This is a genomic window from Burkholderia paludis (assembly GCF_000732615.1).
Classification (GTDB): Bacteria; Pseudomonadota; Gammaproteobacteria; order Burkholderiales; family Burkholderiaceae; genus Burkholderia; species Burkholderia paludis.
On record NZ_JPGL01000078.1, the window covers coordinates 12,411 to 28,254 of the forward strand.

Annotated in this window: 14 protein-coding genes; 1 reads left to right on the top strand and 13 read right to left on the bottom strand. The window is 65.8% G+C overall.

Going from position 1 to position 15,844, the window contains the following annotated elements:
• Nucleotides 1-324 precede the first annotated feature (324 nt).
• Nucleotides 325-1,347, top strand: a complete 1,023-nt coding sequence (locus GQ56_RS0134330) for a terpene synthase family protein (protein WP_034199434.1) — start codon at nt 325-327, stop codon at nt 1,345-1,347.
• Between the two features lie 24 nt (nt 1,348-1,371).
• Here the strand turns inward: GQ56_RS0134330 and GQ56_RS0134335 are convergent, their stop codons facing one another.
• From GQ56_RS0134335 to hisS, 13 genes are all read right to left on the bottom strand, one after another.
• The gene (locus GQ56_RS0134335) at nt 1,372-3,288 is read right to left on the bottom strand and encodes a potassium transporter Kup (RefSeq protein ID WP_031402955.1); all 1,917 of its coding nucleotides are present in this window, start codon (nt 3,286-3,288) and stop codon (nt 1,372-1,374) included.
• 252 nt (nt 3,289-3,540) lie between these two features.
• Nucleotides 3,541-4,137 (bottom strand): phosphoribosyltransferase, encoded by a 597-nt coding sequence (locus GQ56_RS0134340; protein ID WP_031402956.1) that lies wholly within the window; start codon nt 4,135-4,137, stop codon nt 3,541-3,543.
• 6 nt (nt 4,138-4,143) lie between these two features.
• Nucleotides 4,144-5,490 carry an adenylosuccinate synthase gene (locus GQ56_RS0134345; protein WP_031402957.1) on the bottom strand — a complete coding sequence of 449 codons (1,347 nt, stop codon included), beginning with the start codon at nt 5,488-5,490 and terminating at the stop codon, nt 4,144-4,146.
• Between the two features lie 113 nt (nt 5,491-5,603).
• Complete coding sequence (locus GQ56_RS0134350; protein ID WP_031402958.1) at nt 5,604-6,752, bottom strand: ATP phosphoribosyltransferase regulatory subunit; 1,149 nt, start codon at nt 6,750-6,752, stop codon at nt 5,604-5,606.
• Nucleotides 6,753-6,864: 112 nt separating this feature from the next.
• On the bottom strand, nt 6,865-7,056 hold the full coding sequence (locus GQ56_RS0134355; RefSeq protein WP_006478685.1) for a DUF2065 domain-containing protein: 192 nt from the start codon (nt 7,054-7,056) through the stop codon (nt 6,865-6,867).
• A gap of 36 nt (nt 7,057-7,092) precedes the next feature.
• Nucleotides 7,093-7,992, bottom strand: a complete 900-nt coding sequence (gene hflC, locus GQ56_RS0134360) for a protease modulator HflC (protein ID WP_031402959.1) — start codon at nt 7,990-7,992, stop codon at nt 7,093-7,095.
• A gap of 15 nt (nt 7,993-8,007) precedes the next feature.
• On the bottom strand, nt 8,008-9,348 hold the full coding sequence (gene hflK, locus GQ56_RS0134365) for an FtsH protease activity modulator HflK (RefSeq protein WP_031402960.1): 1,341 nt from the start codon (nt 9,346-9,348) through the stop codon (nt 8,008-8,010).
• A 47-nt stretch (nt 9,349-9,395) separates the two neighbouring features.
• Nucleotides 9,396-10,574 (bottom strand): GTPase HflX, encoded by a 1,179-nt coding sequence (hflX, locus tag GQ56_RS0134370; RefSeq protein WP_031402961.1) that lies wholly within the window; start codon nt 10,572-10,574, stop codon nt 9,396-9,398.
• A gap of 72 nt (nt 10,575-10,646) precedes the next feature.
• Nucleotides 10,647-10,886 (bottom strand): RNA chaperone Hfq, encoded by a 240-nt coding sequence (hfq, locus tag GQ56_RS0134375; RefSeq protein ID WP_006399927.1) that lies wholly within the window; start codon nt 10,884-10,886, stop codon nt 10,647-10,649.
• A 153-nt stretch (nt 10,887-11,039) separates the two neighbouring features.
• Nucleotides 11,040-12,377 (bottom strand): ribosome biogenesis GTPase Der, encoded by a 1,338-nt coding sequence (gene der / locus GQ56_RS0134380; protein ID WP_031402962.1) that lies wholly within the window; start codon nt 12,375-12,377, stop codon nt 11,040-11,042.
• A 247-nt stretch (nt 12,378-12,624) separates the two neighbouring features.
• The gene (gene bamB / locus GQ56_RS0134390; protein ID WP_031402963.1) at nt 12,625-13,770 is read right to left on the bottom strand and encodes an outer membrane protein assembly factor BamB; all 1,146 of its coding nucleotides are present in this window, start codon (nt 13,768-13,770) and stop codon (nt 12,625-12,627) included.
• 41 nt (nt 13,771-13,811) lie between these two features.
• On the bottom strand, nt 13,812-14,441 hold the full coding sequence (locus tag GQ56_RS0134395; RefSeq protein ID WP_031402964.1) for a tetratricopeptide repeat protein: 630 nt from the start codon (nt 14,439-14,441) through the stop codon (nt 13,812-13,814).
• Between the two features lie 55 nt (nt 14,442-14,496).
• Nucleotides 14,497-15,837: a histidine--tRNA ligase gene (gene hisS, locus GQ56_RS0134400; protein WP_031402965.1), complete on the bottom strand. Its 1,341-nt coding sequence runs from the start codon at nt 15,835-15,837 to the stop codon at nt 14,497-14,499.
• Nucleotides 15,838-15,844: the final 7 nt, after the last annotated feature.

The following is a 15,844-nucleotide window of genomic DNA, read 5'->3' on the forward strand; positions in this document are numbered from 1 at the left end:
GGTTGGCGGTGCCGCGGGTCAATCGCCGTCACTCCGATTGACTAAGCGAATAATCGCGATTTCGTCATTCCTTTTCTTGACGCGTTAAAACCGGCACATAAAATAAATTTTCGGGCGACCTTCCAAGCGTTTCGAATACGGACAGCAATCCTGCGCATCATTGCAGTTCCGTAAAGGGCCGCCCGGGTTGCCTGCGCGCCATCGAACCGCACAGGCATCCAGCCTTTCCGTTTCCTTATTTGCGATTTACTGCCGACCGCCGTCGTCCTGAAACCGGCCCACCCGCATTTCGAGCGCCGATAACGAAAGATCAATCGGGGAATCATGAAAACGGACGCCCTGAAAATCGAACTCGCCGCATTGCGTATCCCTGTTTTCGACGTGCCGTGGGCCGGTGCCTGTTCGCCGCACGCGCAACGGATCGAGACGCGCATGCTCGAATGGGCCGACGACCACGGCCTGCTCGTCAACGACATGTACCGCAAGCGCGTGATGCGGACACGCTACGGCTGGCTCGCCGCACGCTGCTACCCGAACGCCGACCCCGCGCTGCTGCAGGTGATCGCCGACTATTTCGTCTGGTATTTCCTCACCGACGACCTGTTCATCGACCGCGTCGAGACACTCGGCCCCGGCACGCTCACCCACCTCGTCGCGATCGTCGACGTACTCGACTACGACCAGACGGCGCGGCAACCGGTCTATGGCGAGCGCGCATGGCTCGACGTCTGCCGGCGCCTGCGGGCCCGGCTGTCGGCCGAGCACTTCGCGCGCTTCGCCCAGGGCATGCGCCTGTGGGCGACCACGGCCGGACTGCAGATTCTCAATCACATTCACGCGGAATCGGTCGGCATACCGCAGTACGAAACGATCCGGCGCCACACGAGCGGCATGAATCCGTGCCTCGCACTCGCGGACACCGCGAATTGCGGCGCGGTGCCGCCCGATACGTTTCATCGCCCGGACGTGCAGGAGCTGTGCCGGCATGCAAACCATATCGTCTGCTGGAGCAACGACATCCAGAGCCTCGGTATCGAGGCGCGCCAGCCGGGGCAATTCCGCAACATGGTGCTGATCCGCAGGCTGGAGGGCCATACGCTGCAGGAGGGCGTCGACTATACGGCCGCTCGCGTACGCGACGAGATCGGCGAATTCGTGCGCTGCGCGGATGCGCTGTCGCAACACGCCGACACGCGCGTACGCGGCCTCGTCGACGGCTGCCGGTACTGGATACGCGGTTATCTGGATTGGGTCGCGCGGGATACGCAGCGCTATGCGGCCGCGTACGCTGACGACGCGGACGATCGAGGACTGATCGCGCCGTCGGGGAGCGTGGCGCGCGACTGAGTCGCCCGCGCGCCACGCCCGGGATCAGATCTCGATCTTCGTGCCGAGTTCGACGACCCGGTTCGCCGGAATCGAGAAGAAATCGGTCGGCTTCGCAGCGTTCTGGTGCATCCATGCGAACACGCGCTCGCGCCAGATCGACATGCCGGGCAGGTGCGTCGGCACGACCGTTTCGCGCGCGAGGAAGAACGACGTATCCATCAGTTCGAACGTCATGTCGTGCGAGCGGCCGAATTCCTCAAGCACGGCCTTCACGTCCGGCGTCTCGTTGAAGCCGTATTCGGCCTTGACGATGTAAAGCCCGCCGCCCGCATCGCGCGAGGTCTGGCGCTTGTCGTCGCGCACATAGGGAATGTCGCGCGTGACGAACGTCAGGAAAATGGTCCGCTCGTGCAGCACCTTGTTGTGCTTCAGGTTGTGCAGCAGGCTCACCGGTACGAGCTTGTCGTTGCCGGTCAGATAGATCGCGGTGCCCGACACGCGATGTGGCGGATGCGCGAGCAGGCCCTGCAGGAACGGCTCGAGCGGAATCCCGTCGGCCGCCGTGCGTTCCTTGACGATGTGACGCCCCTTGTACCAGGTCATCAGCAGGAAGAACAGCAGCGCACCGATGCCGAGCGGCAGCCAGCCGCCCTGCGCGACCTTCAGCAGGTTCGCCCCGAAGAAGCCGAGATCGACCGCGAGGAACACGGCGATGATCGCGCCCACCAGCAGGCGGTTCCAGTTCCACACCTTCACCATCACGACCGCCGCCAGCACGGTCGTGATCACCATCGTCGCCGTCACCGCGATGCCGTACGCGGCCGCGAGGTTGTCCGAGCTCTTGAAGCCGACCACGATGCAGAGGATCACGAACAGCAGCAGCCAGTTCACGACCGGCACGTAGATCTGGCCGATCGCGAGCTCCGACGTATGCAGCACCTTCATGCGCGGCACATACCCGAGCTGGATGGCCTGCGACGTCAGCGAATACGCGCCCGAGATCACCGCCTGCGACGCGATCACGGTCGCGACCGTCGACAGCACGACGAGCGGCAGCAGCCCCCAGTCCGGCGCGAGCAGGAAGAACGGGTTCTCGATCGCCTTCGGATTCTGGATCAGCAGCGCGCCCTGGCCGAAGTAGTTCAGCACCAGCGACGGCATCACGAGCCCGTATGCGGCGAGCCGGATCGGCTTCGCGCCGAAGTGGCCCATGTCCGCATAGAGCGCTTCCGCGCCCGTCAGCACCAGCACGACCGAGCCGAGCACGACGTAGGCCTGCAGCACGTGCTCCGACATGAACGACGCGGCGTAATACGGGTTGATCGCGGCGATGATGCCCGGCACGCGCGCGATGTGGTACACGCCGAGCGCGGCGATCACGATGAACCACAGCACCATGATCGGGCCGAACAGCTTGCCGACCAGCGCGGTGCCGTGCCGCTGGATCCAGAACAGCGCGATCAGGATCACGATCGTGATCGGCATCACGAGGTGGGACAGGTGAGGCGTCGCGATCTCGAGGCCTTCGACGGCCGACATCACCGAGATCGCCGGCGTGATCACCGCGTCCCCGTAGAACATGCAGGCGCCGAAGATCCCGAGCGCCATCAGCGCCCCCGCGACGCGGCTCTTCGAGTCGAGCGGCCGCAACGACAGCGCCATCAGCGCGAGCACGCCGCCTTCGCCGTTGTTGTCCGCCCGCATCACGAACAGCAGGTACTTGATGCCGACCACCAGGATGATCGCCCAGAACAACAGCGAGATCACGCCGAGAATCGAACCTTCGGTGAGCGGAATGCCGTGTGAGGGGCTGAACGCCTCCTTCAGCGAATAGAGCGGGCTGGTGCCGATGTCGCCGAACACGACGCCGATGGCTGCTATCGCTAGCGCCCGCATCGAGTGCTGTTGCGTCGAATGCGGCGCGTGTGCGGCGTCGGTCGCTTGGATCGTGTCGTTCATAGAAGCGTAATAATCGGGTCCGGGTCGGACAAAACGAGCGCTATTCTACTCGCGCCCCCGTGAAACACCGCCCTGCGCTGTTGCCGTGGAACCACGCGATCCACGCTGCGCATGCAATCGGGCGCGAGCTGTGGCAGGGCTGCCATCATAGCCGGGGCGCCGCCGTCTGCCTATCGGATCCACGGCACTCCAAATGAAAAACGGCGCCGCAAGCGGCGCCGTTCCGGGCATGTCTTCGATCCGGCCGGACGCTTAAGCGCCCGAACCGTCGCGCTGCGCGCGACCGCGCTTGATCCATGCCTCCAGATTGTGCGGACGCACCGTGTCCCACTCCTCGAACGGCTGATGAATCCACGGATTCGTCGGCAGATACTGGGTGTGATAGTCGGGCTTGACCTTCGAGCACCCCTTGTACCAGAGCACCGCCGAACGCACGGCCGTCACGGCCGGATAGCGCTCCTTCAGATGCTCCTGCACACGCGCGAGCGTGACGCCCGAATCGACGAGATCGTCGACCAGCAGCACGTTGCCGCCCAGGTTGCCGCGCGTCATCGTGATGTACTGCGCGATGTCGAGATCGCCCTGCTCCGTGCCGGCCGCTTCGCGGTACGAACTCGTCGCGAGGATCGCCAGCGGCACGTCGTAGATACGCGACAGTTGATCGCCGACACGCAAGCCGCCGCGCGCGAGGCACAGGATCTGGTCGAACTTCCAGCCCGATGCATGCACCTGGAGCGCGAGCAGTTCGATCAGACGGTGATACTCGTCCCAGCCTACCCACAGATTCTTGTCGTCGTTGCGCGGATCGGTCATCAAGTCTGCCGCCGTCATCGTGATTTGCTGCGTCATCTGGGGTTACACCTTGAACGGATGGCGGAGCAGGATCGTCTCGTCGCGGTCCGGGCCCGTCGACACCATGTCTACCGGCACGCCAGCCACTTCCTGAACGCGGGTCAGGTAAGCCTGCGCGTTCGCGGGCAGTGCTTCCCACGTCTTGATGCCGACCGTGCTTTCCTTCCAGCCGACGAACGTTTCGTATACCGGCTCGCAACGGGCCACGTCGGCCGCACCGCGCGGCAGGATGTCCGCATCCTTGCCGTCGATCTTGTAGCCGACGCACAGCTTGACTTCATCGAGGCCGTCGAGCACGTCGAGCTTCGTCATGCACAGGCCCGACACGCCGTTGATCTGGATCGAGCGGCGCAGCGCGGCCGCGTCGAGCCAGCCGGTGCGGCGCGGACGGCCGGTGACCGAGCCGAATTCCTTGCCGACGTTGGCGAGCGTGACGCCGACCTGGTCCTGACGTTGCGGATTGTCCGCATCGTACAGTTCGCTCGGGAACGGGCCCGAGCCGACGCGCGTGCAATACGCCTTCGTGATCCCGAGGATGTAGTTGAGCTTCTGCGGACCGACGCCCGCGCCGGCCGACGCCGCGCCAGCAACGCAGTTGCTCGACGTGACGAACGGATAGGTGCCGTGATCGATGTCGAGCAGCGTGCCCTGCGCGCCTTCGAACAGCAGGTTCTGGCCCGCATTGTTCGCGTCGTACAGGCGGCGCGACACGTCGGCCACCATCGGCTTCAGGCGGTCGGCATAGCCGAGCATCGTGTCGAGCGTGGCCTGGAAATCGACGGCCGTGCCGCCCAGGTACTGGGTCAGCACGAAGTTGTGGAAATCGAGGTTTTCGCGCAGGCGGTCGGCGAAGGTCTTCGCGTCGAACAGGTCCTGCACGCGCAGCGCGCGGCGGCCAACCTTGTCTTCGTACGCGGGGCCGATGCCGCGGCCCGTCGTGCCGATCTTGCCCGCGCCCTTGCGCGCTTCGCGCGCCTGGTCGATCGCGATGTGATACGGCAGGATCAGCGTCGTCGCTTCGGAAATAAACAGGCGGTCGCGTACGTTCACGCCGGCCTCTTCCAGCTCGCCGATTTCCTTGAACAGTGCTTCGGGGGACAGGACGACGCCGTTGCCGATGTAGCAGGCGACGCCTTCACGCATGATGCCCGACGGAATGAGGCGCAAGATCGTTTTCTTGCCGCCGATGATGAGGGTGTGGCCGGCGTTGTGACCGCCCTGGAAACGCACGACGCCCTGAGCGTGGTCCGTCAGCCAGTCGACGATCTTGCCCTTGCCTTCATCACCCCATTGCGTTCCCACGACGACGACGTTGCGCCCGGGAGTCACGTTCACTGCGCTGGCAGACATGTTGATTCGTTAGCTGGTTAAAAACGTATTCTACCTATGTTCGCGGGCGATTCCGAATTTTTCCGTTTCGCTTCAACGATATGCACGCCGAAGCACACGCCGCGAACGCCTGTTTATCGGGGTTCGACCACCCATGTGCCCTGACGCTCGACGAGCGAACGGTCGCATGCGAATTCGTCGAGCACGTGGTCATGGCCGGGCAGCGCCTGAATCACGACTTCGCCCGCATCGCGCAGCGCCGCAACGGCCGCGCTCAGCGCGTCGTCCTGCGCCCACGGCGCGAGAATCGCCGTGCCGCGCGCCTCGACCGGCGAAATCCGCGCGAGTTCGCGCAGGTCGAGCGAGAAGCCCGTGGCCGGACGGGCCCGGCCGTAGGCCTGACCGACGTGGTCGTAACGGCCGCCGCGCGCGATCGCGTTCGGCACGCCGTCGATGTAGGCGCTGAACATCGCGCCGCTGTGATACGCGTAGCCGCGCAAATCGCCGAGATCGATCGCGACCTCGACACCCTTCGCCTGCGCGGCGAGTTGCGCCAGATCGTCGAGCGCCCGCGTGATTTCGGGCAGCACCGGCAACCGCGCACGCGCCTCGGCGAGCACGCTCGCGTCGCCGTAGAGATGCGGCAGCGCGCGCAGCGCGGCGCGCGTGTCGGCGCCGAGATCGTCGGTGAGTTCGTTCAGCAGCGGCACGTCCTTGCCTGACAGCGCGTCGTACAGCGACTCGCCGCGCTCGGCGGCCTGTGCGTCGCGCCCCAGCAGCGCCGCCAGCACGCCCGCATGCCCGAGGTCGAGACGGACGTTCGACAGGCCCGCGAGATGCAGCGCATCGAGCATCAGCTGCTGGATCTCGAGATCGGCTTCCAGCCCGGCATGCCCGTAGATTTCGGCGCCGATCTGGATCTGCTCGCGCGTCGCGTGCAGCCCGCGCGGGCGCGTATGCATCACGTGGCCCGCGTAGCAGAGCCGCGTCACGCCCTGGCGGTTCAACAGGTGCGCGTCGATTCGCGCGACCTGCGGCGTGATGTCCGCGCGCAGGCCCAGCGTACGCCCCGACAACTGGTCGACCAGCTTGAAGGTGCGCAGGCGCAGATCGGCGCCGCCGCTAGTCAGCAGCGACTCGAGATACTCGAGCAGCGGCGGCATCACCATTTCGTAGCCGTACGAACGGAAGCGGTCGAGCAGCCTGCGGCGCAGCTCCTCGATCTTGCGCGCTTCCGACGGCAGTACGTCGGCGATATTCTCGGGAAGTAACCAGGTCGACATCGGTACGGTCCTACGACGGGAAACGGCGCGCGACACGCGCGCCGCGATGTGAATCGGAAATTCTGGATCGGGCGGACAAACGGCGGGTGCGCCGTCTGGATCGAGCCCCAGGTCAGGTGGCGAGCAGCAGCAGCACGAGCCCGAGCACCATCACGATCAGCCCGCCGATCCGGATATGATGCGGCGGCCGCTCGGCTATTCTACGAAACGTGTCGCGCCAGGCGACGGGAAACACGAAGGGGAATGCACCCTCGATGATCAGCATCAGCGCTACTGCGAGCAACAACGAGCCAGCCAGGTCCATGCGAGCGACGGCGCCGCTCGACGCGGCGCCCCAAGGTCAATGTTTGCGGGGAGCAGGCGCCGCCGGTGCGGCACCGCCCGTCGGGCTGCGCATGAAGCGGAAGAACTCGCTGTCGGGGTCGACGACGATGATGTCGTTGCGCTTGAACGTGTTCCGGTAGGCCTGCAGGCTCGCGTAGAACTGATAGAACTGCGGATCGCGGCCGAACGCATCGGCGGCGATCGTCGCGGCCTTGGCGTCGCCCTCGCCCTTGATCGTCTGCGCGGACTTGTACGCGTTCGCGAGCACGGCCTGCTGTTCGCGCTCGGCGTCGGCCTTGATCTGCTCGACGTCGGCATCGCCTTGCGCACGCTCCTGCGCCGCCTGATCGCGCAGCGCGCCGATCATCCGCTGGTAGACGGCGTCCGTCTGCGCGGCCGGCAGATCGACCCGCGTCAGCTGGACGTCGACCACGTCGACGCCGAAACCGGACGCCTTCGCCTTCACGTCGTCGCGGGCCGCATCGGCGATCGCACGCTGGCCGCCGAGAGCGTCGTCGAGCGCGCGCGCGCCGAACGCATCGCCGAGCGCACTCTTCAGCGCGCCAGCCAGGCGATCGGTGGCAGCCGCCGGATCGCCGCCCGTCGCCGTGAAATACTTCACCGGATCGCTGATCCGGTACTTCACCGCGTAGGCAACGAGCAGGTCGTGCTTGTCCTGCGTGGCCAGTTGCAGCGGATCGGACGACTCGAGCGATTGCAGGCGCGTGTCGATCAGCGTGGCCGTCTGCAGCGGCGGCGGCAGTTTGAAATGAATGCCGGGGCCTGCCAGCTCGGGCTGCGCGCCGTCGCGCCCCGACAGCACGGCCGTATGGCGCGGATCGACGGTGATGATCGTCGAGGACGCCGCGAAAGCGACGATCACGATTGCGACGACGAGCGCAATGATTCGGTTCATGTTCTGCGCTCCCCGTTACTTCAGATCGTCTTCACGCGACCGGCTGCGAAACCCGTCGCGCGATCGCAGCATGTCATTGCCCGATGCCGCCGCGGCCGACGCCGCACTCGCGGGAGCGGCTGCGGCCGGCGCGACGGCCGCCGGTGCCGACGCCGCATCGGGCGCGGACGCGCCGGGAGACGCCGCGGCACTTTGTCGCCCCTGCTCGACGAGCTTGTCGAGCGGCAGATACACGACGCTGTTACCGCCCTTGTTGCCGACGAACACCTTCGTCGCGTTCGAATAGATTTCCTGCATCGTCTCGAGGTACATCCGCTCGCGGATCACCGCCGGCGCCTTCGAGTACTGCGCGTAGACCTGCTTGAAGCGGTCGGCATCGCCCTCGGCTTCCGTGACCACGCGATCGGCATAGGCCTTCGCTTCGTCGACGAGCTTCGCGGCATCGCCCTGCGCCTTCGGCAGCAGGTCGTTCGCGTACGCCTGCGCGGCGCGCTTCGCGGCCTCGCGCTCGTCGCGCGCCTTCGCAACCTCGCCGTAGGCGGCCTGGGTCTGCTCGGGCGCCGCCACGCTCTGCATCGTGACGGCCGTCACCTCGAGCCCCGACTGGTAGCGATCCAGATCGCGCTGGATCGCGGCGGAAAGCTGCCCGCGCAGTGCGTCGCGGTCCTGGTTCAGCACGTCGGCCGCGCTGCGCGTACCGACGATCGCACGCACCGCCGCCTGGGCGGCCTGCGAGACGCTGCGCTCGGGATCGACGCTACGGAACAGGTAGTCGGTCGCGGACCGGATCCGGTACTGGACGATGAAGCGCACATCCACGATATCCGCATCGCGCGTCAGCATCGCCGCTTCCTTCACGTTCGCGAGGCGCACGACGTTGTTGCGGCCGATCTCGATCGAGCGGACCTGCGACGTGTCGACGATCTCGTGCGACGCGAACGGATACGGCGCGCGCCAGTGGACACCCTGGCCGACCGTGCCCGACAGCTTGCCGAGCTGCAGCACGACGCCGGTCTGGCCGTCCTGCACGACGAACAGCCCGCTGCCCGCGTAGACCGCGACCAGCACGCCGATCACGATGCCGACGCCGACCCGCGCCGCGCGCCCGTTGTCGGGACGGAAGCCGTTGCCGCCCTTGCCGCCGAAAAGGCCATTCAGGCGCCGGTTGAAATTGCGCCACATCTCGTCGAGATCGGGCGGACCATCGCCGTCGCCGCCTTGCGGACGTTTCGATTCGTTCGCACGGGGACGGGATCCGTCTTTGCCATTGCCTTCGCCGCGTCCCCAACGGGGATCATTGATCGACAGCAAGGCGCGCATCCGCCGCCAGGTACTCCGCTCGTTGTATTCGTTCACCAGAGTTTGTTCACCAGATTAGACGCCGGCGAACCGGCCGGGACCGGTTAGCGCCCGTGTTCGGAAATCGTGTGGTCTTCGTGTGGTTCAGCGGGTACGCCGTCGAGCGCGCCGTCGTCGGACGACGTCGCGCCGGAAAGGTGTTCCGCGGAGGCGATTTCGGCGATGGCGGCACGCAACGCGTCAAGACCCTGACCGGTGCGCGCGCTCAAAAAGACGCGCGAAATATTACCATACTCGTCCCGCTCGACCGCGTCGCCGCGGGCCGCCAGTTCGGGCACGGCGTCGATCTTGTTGAATACCAGCACCTGCCGGATGGTGTCCGCGCCGATCTCGTGCAACACGCCGTTGACCTGCTCGATCTGCTCGAGCCTGACCGCGCTCGACGCATCGACCACGTGCAGCAGCAGATCCGCGTGGATCGTTTCCTCGAGGGTCGCGCGAAACGCGGCGACGAGCTGGTGAGGCAACTCGCGGATGAACCCCACGGTATCCGACACGACGATCTGGCCGACCTCGTCGCCGAGGTACACGCGCCGCGACGTCGTATCGAGCGTTGCGAACAGCTGGTCGGCCGCGTAGGCCTGCGCTTTCGTCAGCGCATTGAACAGCGTCGACTTGCCCGCGTTCGTATAGCCGACGAGCGACACCGACATCGTGCCGCTGCGCGCGCGCTGCCGGCGCTGCGTGCTGTGTTGCCGGCGCAGCCGGTCGAGCCGCGACTTCAGCATCTTGATGCGCTCGCCGATCAGCCGGCGGTCGGTTTCGAGCTGGGTTTCGCCGGGGCCGCGCAGGCCGATACCGCCCTTTTGCCGTTCGAGGTGGGTCCACGCGCGAATGAGCCGCGTCGACAGGTATTGCAGCTGCGCGAGCTCGACCTGCAGCTTGCCTTCGTGGCTGCGGGCGCGCTGCGCGAAGATGTCGAGGATGAGGCTCGTACGATCGATCACGCGCCTGTTAAGTGCCTGCTCCAGATTGCGTTGCTGGGCCGGCGCCAGTGCGTGGTTGAAAATGACGATTTCGACGTTGTGCGCGTCGCAGGCAAGCCGTAGTTCCTCGGCTTTGCCACTGCCGATGAACATCTTGGCATCGGGACTGGAGCGACGACCCGTGAGGGTGACGGCGGGACGGGCCCCCGCGCTGGAGGCGAGAAGACTGAGTTCTTCAAGACTGGCTTCGAAATCGGTCTTGCCGAAATCGATGCCGACGAGCGCTGCGTTGATCAAATTATCGGGTGTCAAGATAAGGCGGCTGGCATCGGTCGCTCGCGGCGACCGGATGCCGGCCGCTGCAATGGGTTAGGACGAGGCTTCCGCGTCCGGGTGGAAATTCACCGGGCGCGCCGGCACGACCGTCGAGATGGCGTGCTTGTAGACCATCTGGGTCACCGTATTACGGAGCAACACGACGTACTGGTCGAACGATTCAATGTTCCCTTGAAGCTTGATGCCGTTGACGAGGTAGATCGAAACGGGAACGTGCTCTTTGCGCAGTGCGTTCAAAAACGGGTCTTGTAACAATTGCCCTTTGTTGCTCATGGCGTACTCCATCTTTTTTTGCAGGTTGATCTGGATTGGCGGCGAAGAAAAAGAGATCCGGCGCCAATCGCTACACTATAGCCGATTTTGCCTGCCCCGCCCGGCACGCAGGCCTTGCGGCCTATACGTTGCGGGGCGCGTGCGGCAGGCGCGTCAGCCCTTGTCCGCGTACGGGTTGTTCGACGAACGGAACTCTATGCGCAATGGAGTCCCGGTCAGCGAGAAAGTTTCGCGGAACCGGTTTTCCAGGTAGCGCTTGTACGTTTCCGTCACGGCGTCGAGTGCGTTGCCGTGGATGACGATGATCGGCGGATTCTGGCCGCCCTGGTGCGCATAGCGCAGCTTCGGACGCACCGGGCCGCGACGGCGCGGCTGCTGGAACTCGACGGCCTCGATCAGCGCGCGCGTGAGCTTCGGCGTCGGCAGCTTCGTCATCGCCGCCGCGTAGGCGTCGTCGACCGAGCGCATCAGCGCGCCGATGCCCGTTTTCTTCGCGGCCGAGATGAAGTGCGATTTCGCGAAGTCGAGGAACTTCAGCTTGCGGGTCAAATCTGCTTTCGCGCGATCGCGCGCATGCTCGTCGAGCCCGTCCCACTTGTTGACGCCGATCACGAGCGCGCGGCCCTGCTCGACGACGAAGCCAGCGATGTGCGCGTCCTGGTCGGAAATATCCTGCTGCGCATCCAGCAGCAGAATGACGACGTTCGCGTCGGAGATCGACTGCAGCGTCTTCACGACCGAGAACTTCTCGATCGCCTCGAACACCTTGCCGCGACGCCGCAGGCCGGCCGTGTCGATCAGCGTGTATTTCTTGCCGTTACGCTCGAAGTCGACGTAGATCGAATCGCGCGTCGTGCCGGGCATGTCGAACGCGATCACGCGATCCTCGCCGATCAGCGCGTTCACGAGCGTCGACTTGCCGACGTTCGGGCGGCCGACGATCGCGATCTTGATGCCGCGCGACGGGTCGTTCTCGTCCTCTTCCTCGGGACGATCCGCGTAGGCCACCGCCAGCGCCTCGTTGATCATGTCGGTCACGCCGTCGCCGTGCGCGGCCGAGATCGCGCGCGGGTCGCCGAGGCCGAGCTCGTAGAAGTCGGCCGCGACCGACGTGTACTTCATCCCCTCGGCCTTGTTGACGACGAGGAAGATCGGCCGGCCGGTCTTGCGCAGGTAGTCGGCGATCGACTTGTCCTGCGGGGCGAGCCCGTTGCGGCCGTCGACGATGAACACGACGATGTCGGCTTCCTCGACCGCCTGTCGCGTCTGGCGCGCCATCTCGTGCAGGATGCCGTCCTTCGCGACGGGCTCGAAGCCGCCGGTATCGACGACCAGGTACGGGCGCTCGCCGACGCGCCCCTCGCCGTAATGGCGATCGCGCGTCAGGCCCGGCAAGTCGGCGACCAGCGCATCGCGCGAGCGCGTGAGCCGGTTGAACAGCGTGGATTTCCCCACATTGGGGCGCCCAACGAGGGCAATGACCGGTTTCATCTGTGTTTTCTACGGTGATGCGCAGCAGCGGGAGGCCCGCTGCTGCGGGCGGCTGCGCTGAATGAAAATATCACGAATTCGCGCCGCGCCGGATGCGCGCGCCGGGCGCGCGTTGCGCGCCGTCGTCTTTCGTCTCGAACTGCCTTTCAAATACCGAGCGGCCGGGGACACCGGCCGCCTTCATGTCGCACGGCCCGCACGCGCGGGACCCGCCCGCCGTGCCGCAGCCGCGCATGTTTCCTGCGCGTCAGCGCGGACGGAATCCGTACAGGCCGCCGTCCTTCGTCTGCACGACGAGCGTATTGCCCGCCAGGACCGGCGCCGCCGTGATCGCGCTGCCGTCGGTCGTCATCCGTGCGATGAAGCTGCCGTCTTCGCGCGACAGGAAGTGCACGAAGCCCTTGTAATCGCCCATCACGACCGCATGCCCGAGCAGGTACGGCACGCTGACGTCACGACTCTTCAGCTTGTCGTTGCGCCACAGCTGGTTGCCCGACGCGGCGTCGTACGCCGTGATGACCGACCAGTCGTCGCCGCCGGCGACCACCGAATCGTCCTGTGCGAGGCCGCTACGGCTCGAGAACGACTTTTCCCACAGCGGGCGGCCCGAATTCGCGTCGAAGCAGCCGAGTTGCCCCTGGAACGTCACCGCGCAGGTTTCCGCGCCCACGAGGGTCGGCGGGCCGCTGACGTCGTTGATGCGCTCGACCTCGGTCACGCCCTTCGGGAACGACACCGGCGTCTGCCAGAACGGCTCGCCCGTCTGCACGTTGATCGCGACGAGGCCGCCGCCCGGGAAGCCCGCCAGCACCGCCGCGTCGCCCGCGAACGTCATGCCGGCCGACACGCGCAGGTTCAACGGCACCGCGCGGTTGCGGTAGTTCCACTTCTGCTCGCCCGTCTGCGCATTGAACGCGATCACCTGGCCGTCGATCGTACGCACGACCACGAGGCCGTTGCCGACGAGCGGCGGCGAGAAGATCTCGCCCTGCACGCTGGTCTTCCAGAGCTGCTTGCCGTCCGGGCCCAGCACGAATACGCCACCCTTCAGCGCGCCGACCGCGGTGAGGTTGCCGTCGCTGCCGACACCGGCCGACAGGTCGGAATCGAGCTTCGAGCGCCAGACCGTCTGGCCCGTCTTCGCGTCGATCTTCTCGACCGAACCGTTTTCGCCCGCCGCATAGACGGCGTCGCCCACGGCCACCGGCGAGAACAGGTAGCGTCCGCCCTTGCCGACACTCGCCTTCCAGACCTGTTGCACGTCCATCACGGGCTTGAACTCGGTGAGCGGCGTCGGCACGCGGCGCGCATCCTTCGACGACGAGCAGGCCGCCAATGCCAGGACAGCCGCCGCGCAGGCAACGGGCACAGCGTAACGTTTCAGCAAATTCATCGGTTAGCGAAGCAGAGTTAAGAGGTTGAGGGGGCCGGGATTCAGCCGCCGAGCGCGTCCAGCTTGAACTGCACGAGCTGGCGCGCGGACTGGTCGTCCTTCGACAGGCCGTCGAGCGCGAGCTTGTAAGCGGCGCGTGCATCGTCGGTCTTGCCTTGCGCGGCCAGCAGATCGCCGCGGCGATCGGCCACGAGGCCCTTGAATGCGTCGAGCGGCGTACCGGACAGCAGCGCGAGGCCCGCATCGTACGCCTTCTCGTCGAGCAGCAGCGACGCGAGACGCAGCTTCGCGATCTGCTTGTACTCGTCATCCTTGGCGTGATCGACGGCCCATTGCAGCTGCGCCTTCGCGCCGGCCGTGTCGCCGGCCGCGTACAGCGTCTTCGCGGCCGCGAGCGCGCTCATCTGCGCATACGGCGTGCTGCCGAACTTGTCTTCCATGTCGCCGGCCGCGCGAGCGATCGTGACCTTGTCGTTCGCGGCGGCGGCCTTCTGGACCTGCTCGTACAGCCCGGATGCCTCGGCGGCCTGACGGCGCTGCCAGTAGTTCCAGCCGTTGAAACCGGCCGCGACGACCAGCGCCGCGAGCACGATCCACGTGGTGAGGTTGCCCCAGCGGGCCCACCATGCCTTGAGACTTTCAATCGATTCTTGTTCGTCGTGATAACTCATCGGCGAGCGATTCCTTCCTGTTCAGGCGTTTCTTGTCGAGCGGATGTCAGCGCGATCAGTCGTCGCCGTCTTCGGCGGATGCAACCATCGCATTGATTAGGAATTCGGTCAAGCTTTCGACCGGTACGGTCTGCTGAACGTTCTTTTCCCCGTCGTCGCCCGTCCCGCGCAGCGCTTTCACGCCCACCGTGCCGTTCGCGATCTCTTCTTCGCCGAAGATCACCGCGAACGCGGCGCCGCTCGCATCGGCCCGCTTCATCTGCGACTTGAAGCTCGCCGTCGCGCCGTCGGCGCTGCAGTGGAAGATCACGTCGAGGCCCGTGTCGCGCAGGCGCTCGGCCGCGATGAACGCCTGCTCTCGCGCGGTCTCGCCCTGGTGCACGACGTATACGTCCACGCCTTCCTGCTCGGGCGCGAGATCCTCTTCCTTCAGGAGTTCGAGGATGCGCTCGATGCCCATCGCCCAGCCGCATGCGGCGGTCGGCTTGCCGCCGAGCTGCTCGATCAGCGGGTCGTAGCGGCCGCCGGCCGCGACCGTGCCTTGCGCGCCGAGCTTGTCGGTCACCCACTCGAACACGGTCAGGTTGTAATAGTCGAGGCCGCGCACGAGACGCGGGTTGATCTTGAACGGAATGTTGTTCGCGAGCAGCAGGCGTTGCAGCCCTTCGAAGTGCGCGCGCGATTCGTCGCCGAGGAAGTCGATCAGCTTCGGCGCGTTCTGCGCGATTTCCTGCAGCGCGGGATTCTTCGTGTCGAGCACGCGCAGCGGGTTCGTATACAGGCGGCGCTTCGCATCCTCGTCGAGCACGTCGGCGAACTGTTCGAGATACTTGATCAGTTCGACGCGGTGCGCGGCACGTTCCTCGGCAAGGCCGAGCGAATTGATCTCGAGCTTGATGCCGGTCAGGCCGAGGTCGTCCCACAGGCGCTGGCACATCATGATGATCTCGGCATCCGCATCGGGACCCGCGAAGCCGAGCGCCTCGACGCCGACCTGGTGGAACTGGCGGTAGCGGCCGCGCTGCGGACGCTCGTGACGGAACATCGGGCCGATGTACCACAGGCGCTTCGGGCCGTCGTACAGCATGTTGTGCTCGATCGACGCACGCACGACGGCCGCGGTGTTCTCCGGACGCATCGTCAGGTGCTCACCGTTCAGCGCGTCGGTGAAGCTGTACATCTCTTTCTCGACGATGTCGGTGACTTCGCCGATGCCGCGCGTGAACAGCTGCGTGTGCTCGACGATCGGCGTACGGATGTTCTGGTAGCCGTATGCGCGCAGCAGCGATTTCACGGTGGCTTCGAAGAACTCCCAGAGGCCGGCATCCTGCGGGAGGATGTCGTTCATGCCCTTGACGCCGGTGAGCTTCTCGATCTTGCGTTTCTGTTCAGTCATCGTGTGT

Coding starts and splice junctions, on each gene's coding strand:
- GQ56_RS0134330 (WP_034199434.1), top strand. CDS start 325: ATGAAAACGGACGCCCTGAAAATCGAACTCGCCGCATTGCGTATCCCT.
- GQ56_RS0134335 (WP_031402955.1), bottom strand. CDS start 3,288: ATGAACGACACGATCCAAGCGACCGACGCCGCACACGCGCCGCATTCG.
- GQ56_RS0134340 (WP_031402956.1), bottom strand. CDS start 4,137: ATGACGCAGCAAATCACGATGACGGCGGCAGACTTGATGACCGATCCG.
- GQ56_RS0134345 (WP_031402957.1), bottom strand. CDS start 5,490: ATGTCTGCCAGCGCAGTGAACGTGACTCCCGGGCGCAACGTCGTCGTC.
- GQ56_RS0134350 (WP_031402958.1), bottom strand. CDS start 6,752: ATGTCGACCTGGTTACTTCCCGAGAATATCGCCGACGTACTGCCGTCG.
- GQ56_RS0134355 (WP_006478685.1), bottom strand. CDS start 7,056: ATGGACCTGGCTGGCTCGTTGTTGCTCGCAGTAGCGCTGATGCTGATC.
- hflC (WP_031402959.1), bottom strand. CDS start 7,992: ATGAACCGAATCATTGCGCTCGTCGTCGCAATCGTGATCGTCGCTTTC.
- hfq (WP_006399927.1), bottom strand. CDS start 10,886: ATGAGCAACAAAGGGCAATTGTTACAAGACCCGTTTTTGAACGCACTG.
- der (WP_031402962.1), bottom strand. CDS start 12,377: ATGAAACCGGTCATTGCCCTCGTTGGGCGCCCCAATGTGGGGAAATCC.
- bamB (WP_031402963.1), bottom strand. CDS start 13,770: ATGAATTTGCTGAAACGTTACGCTGTGCCCGTTGCCTGCGCGGCGGCT.
- GQ56_RS0134395 (WP_031402964.1), bottom strand. CDS start 14,441: ATGAGTTATCACGACGAACAAGAATCGATTGAAAGTCTCAAGGCATGG.
- hisS (WP_031402965.1), bottom strand. CDS start 15,837: ATGACTGAACAGAAACGCAAGATCGAGAAGCTCACCGGCGTCAAGGGC.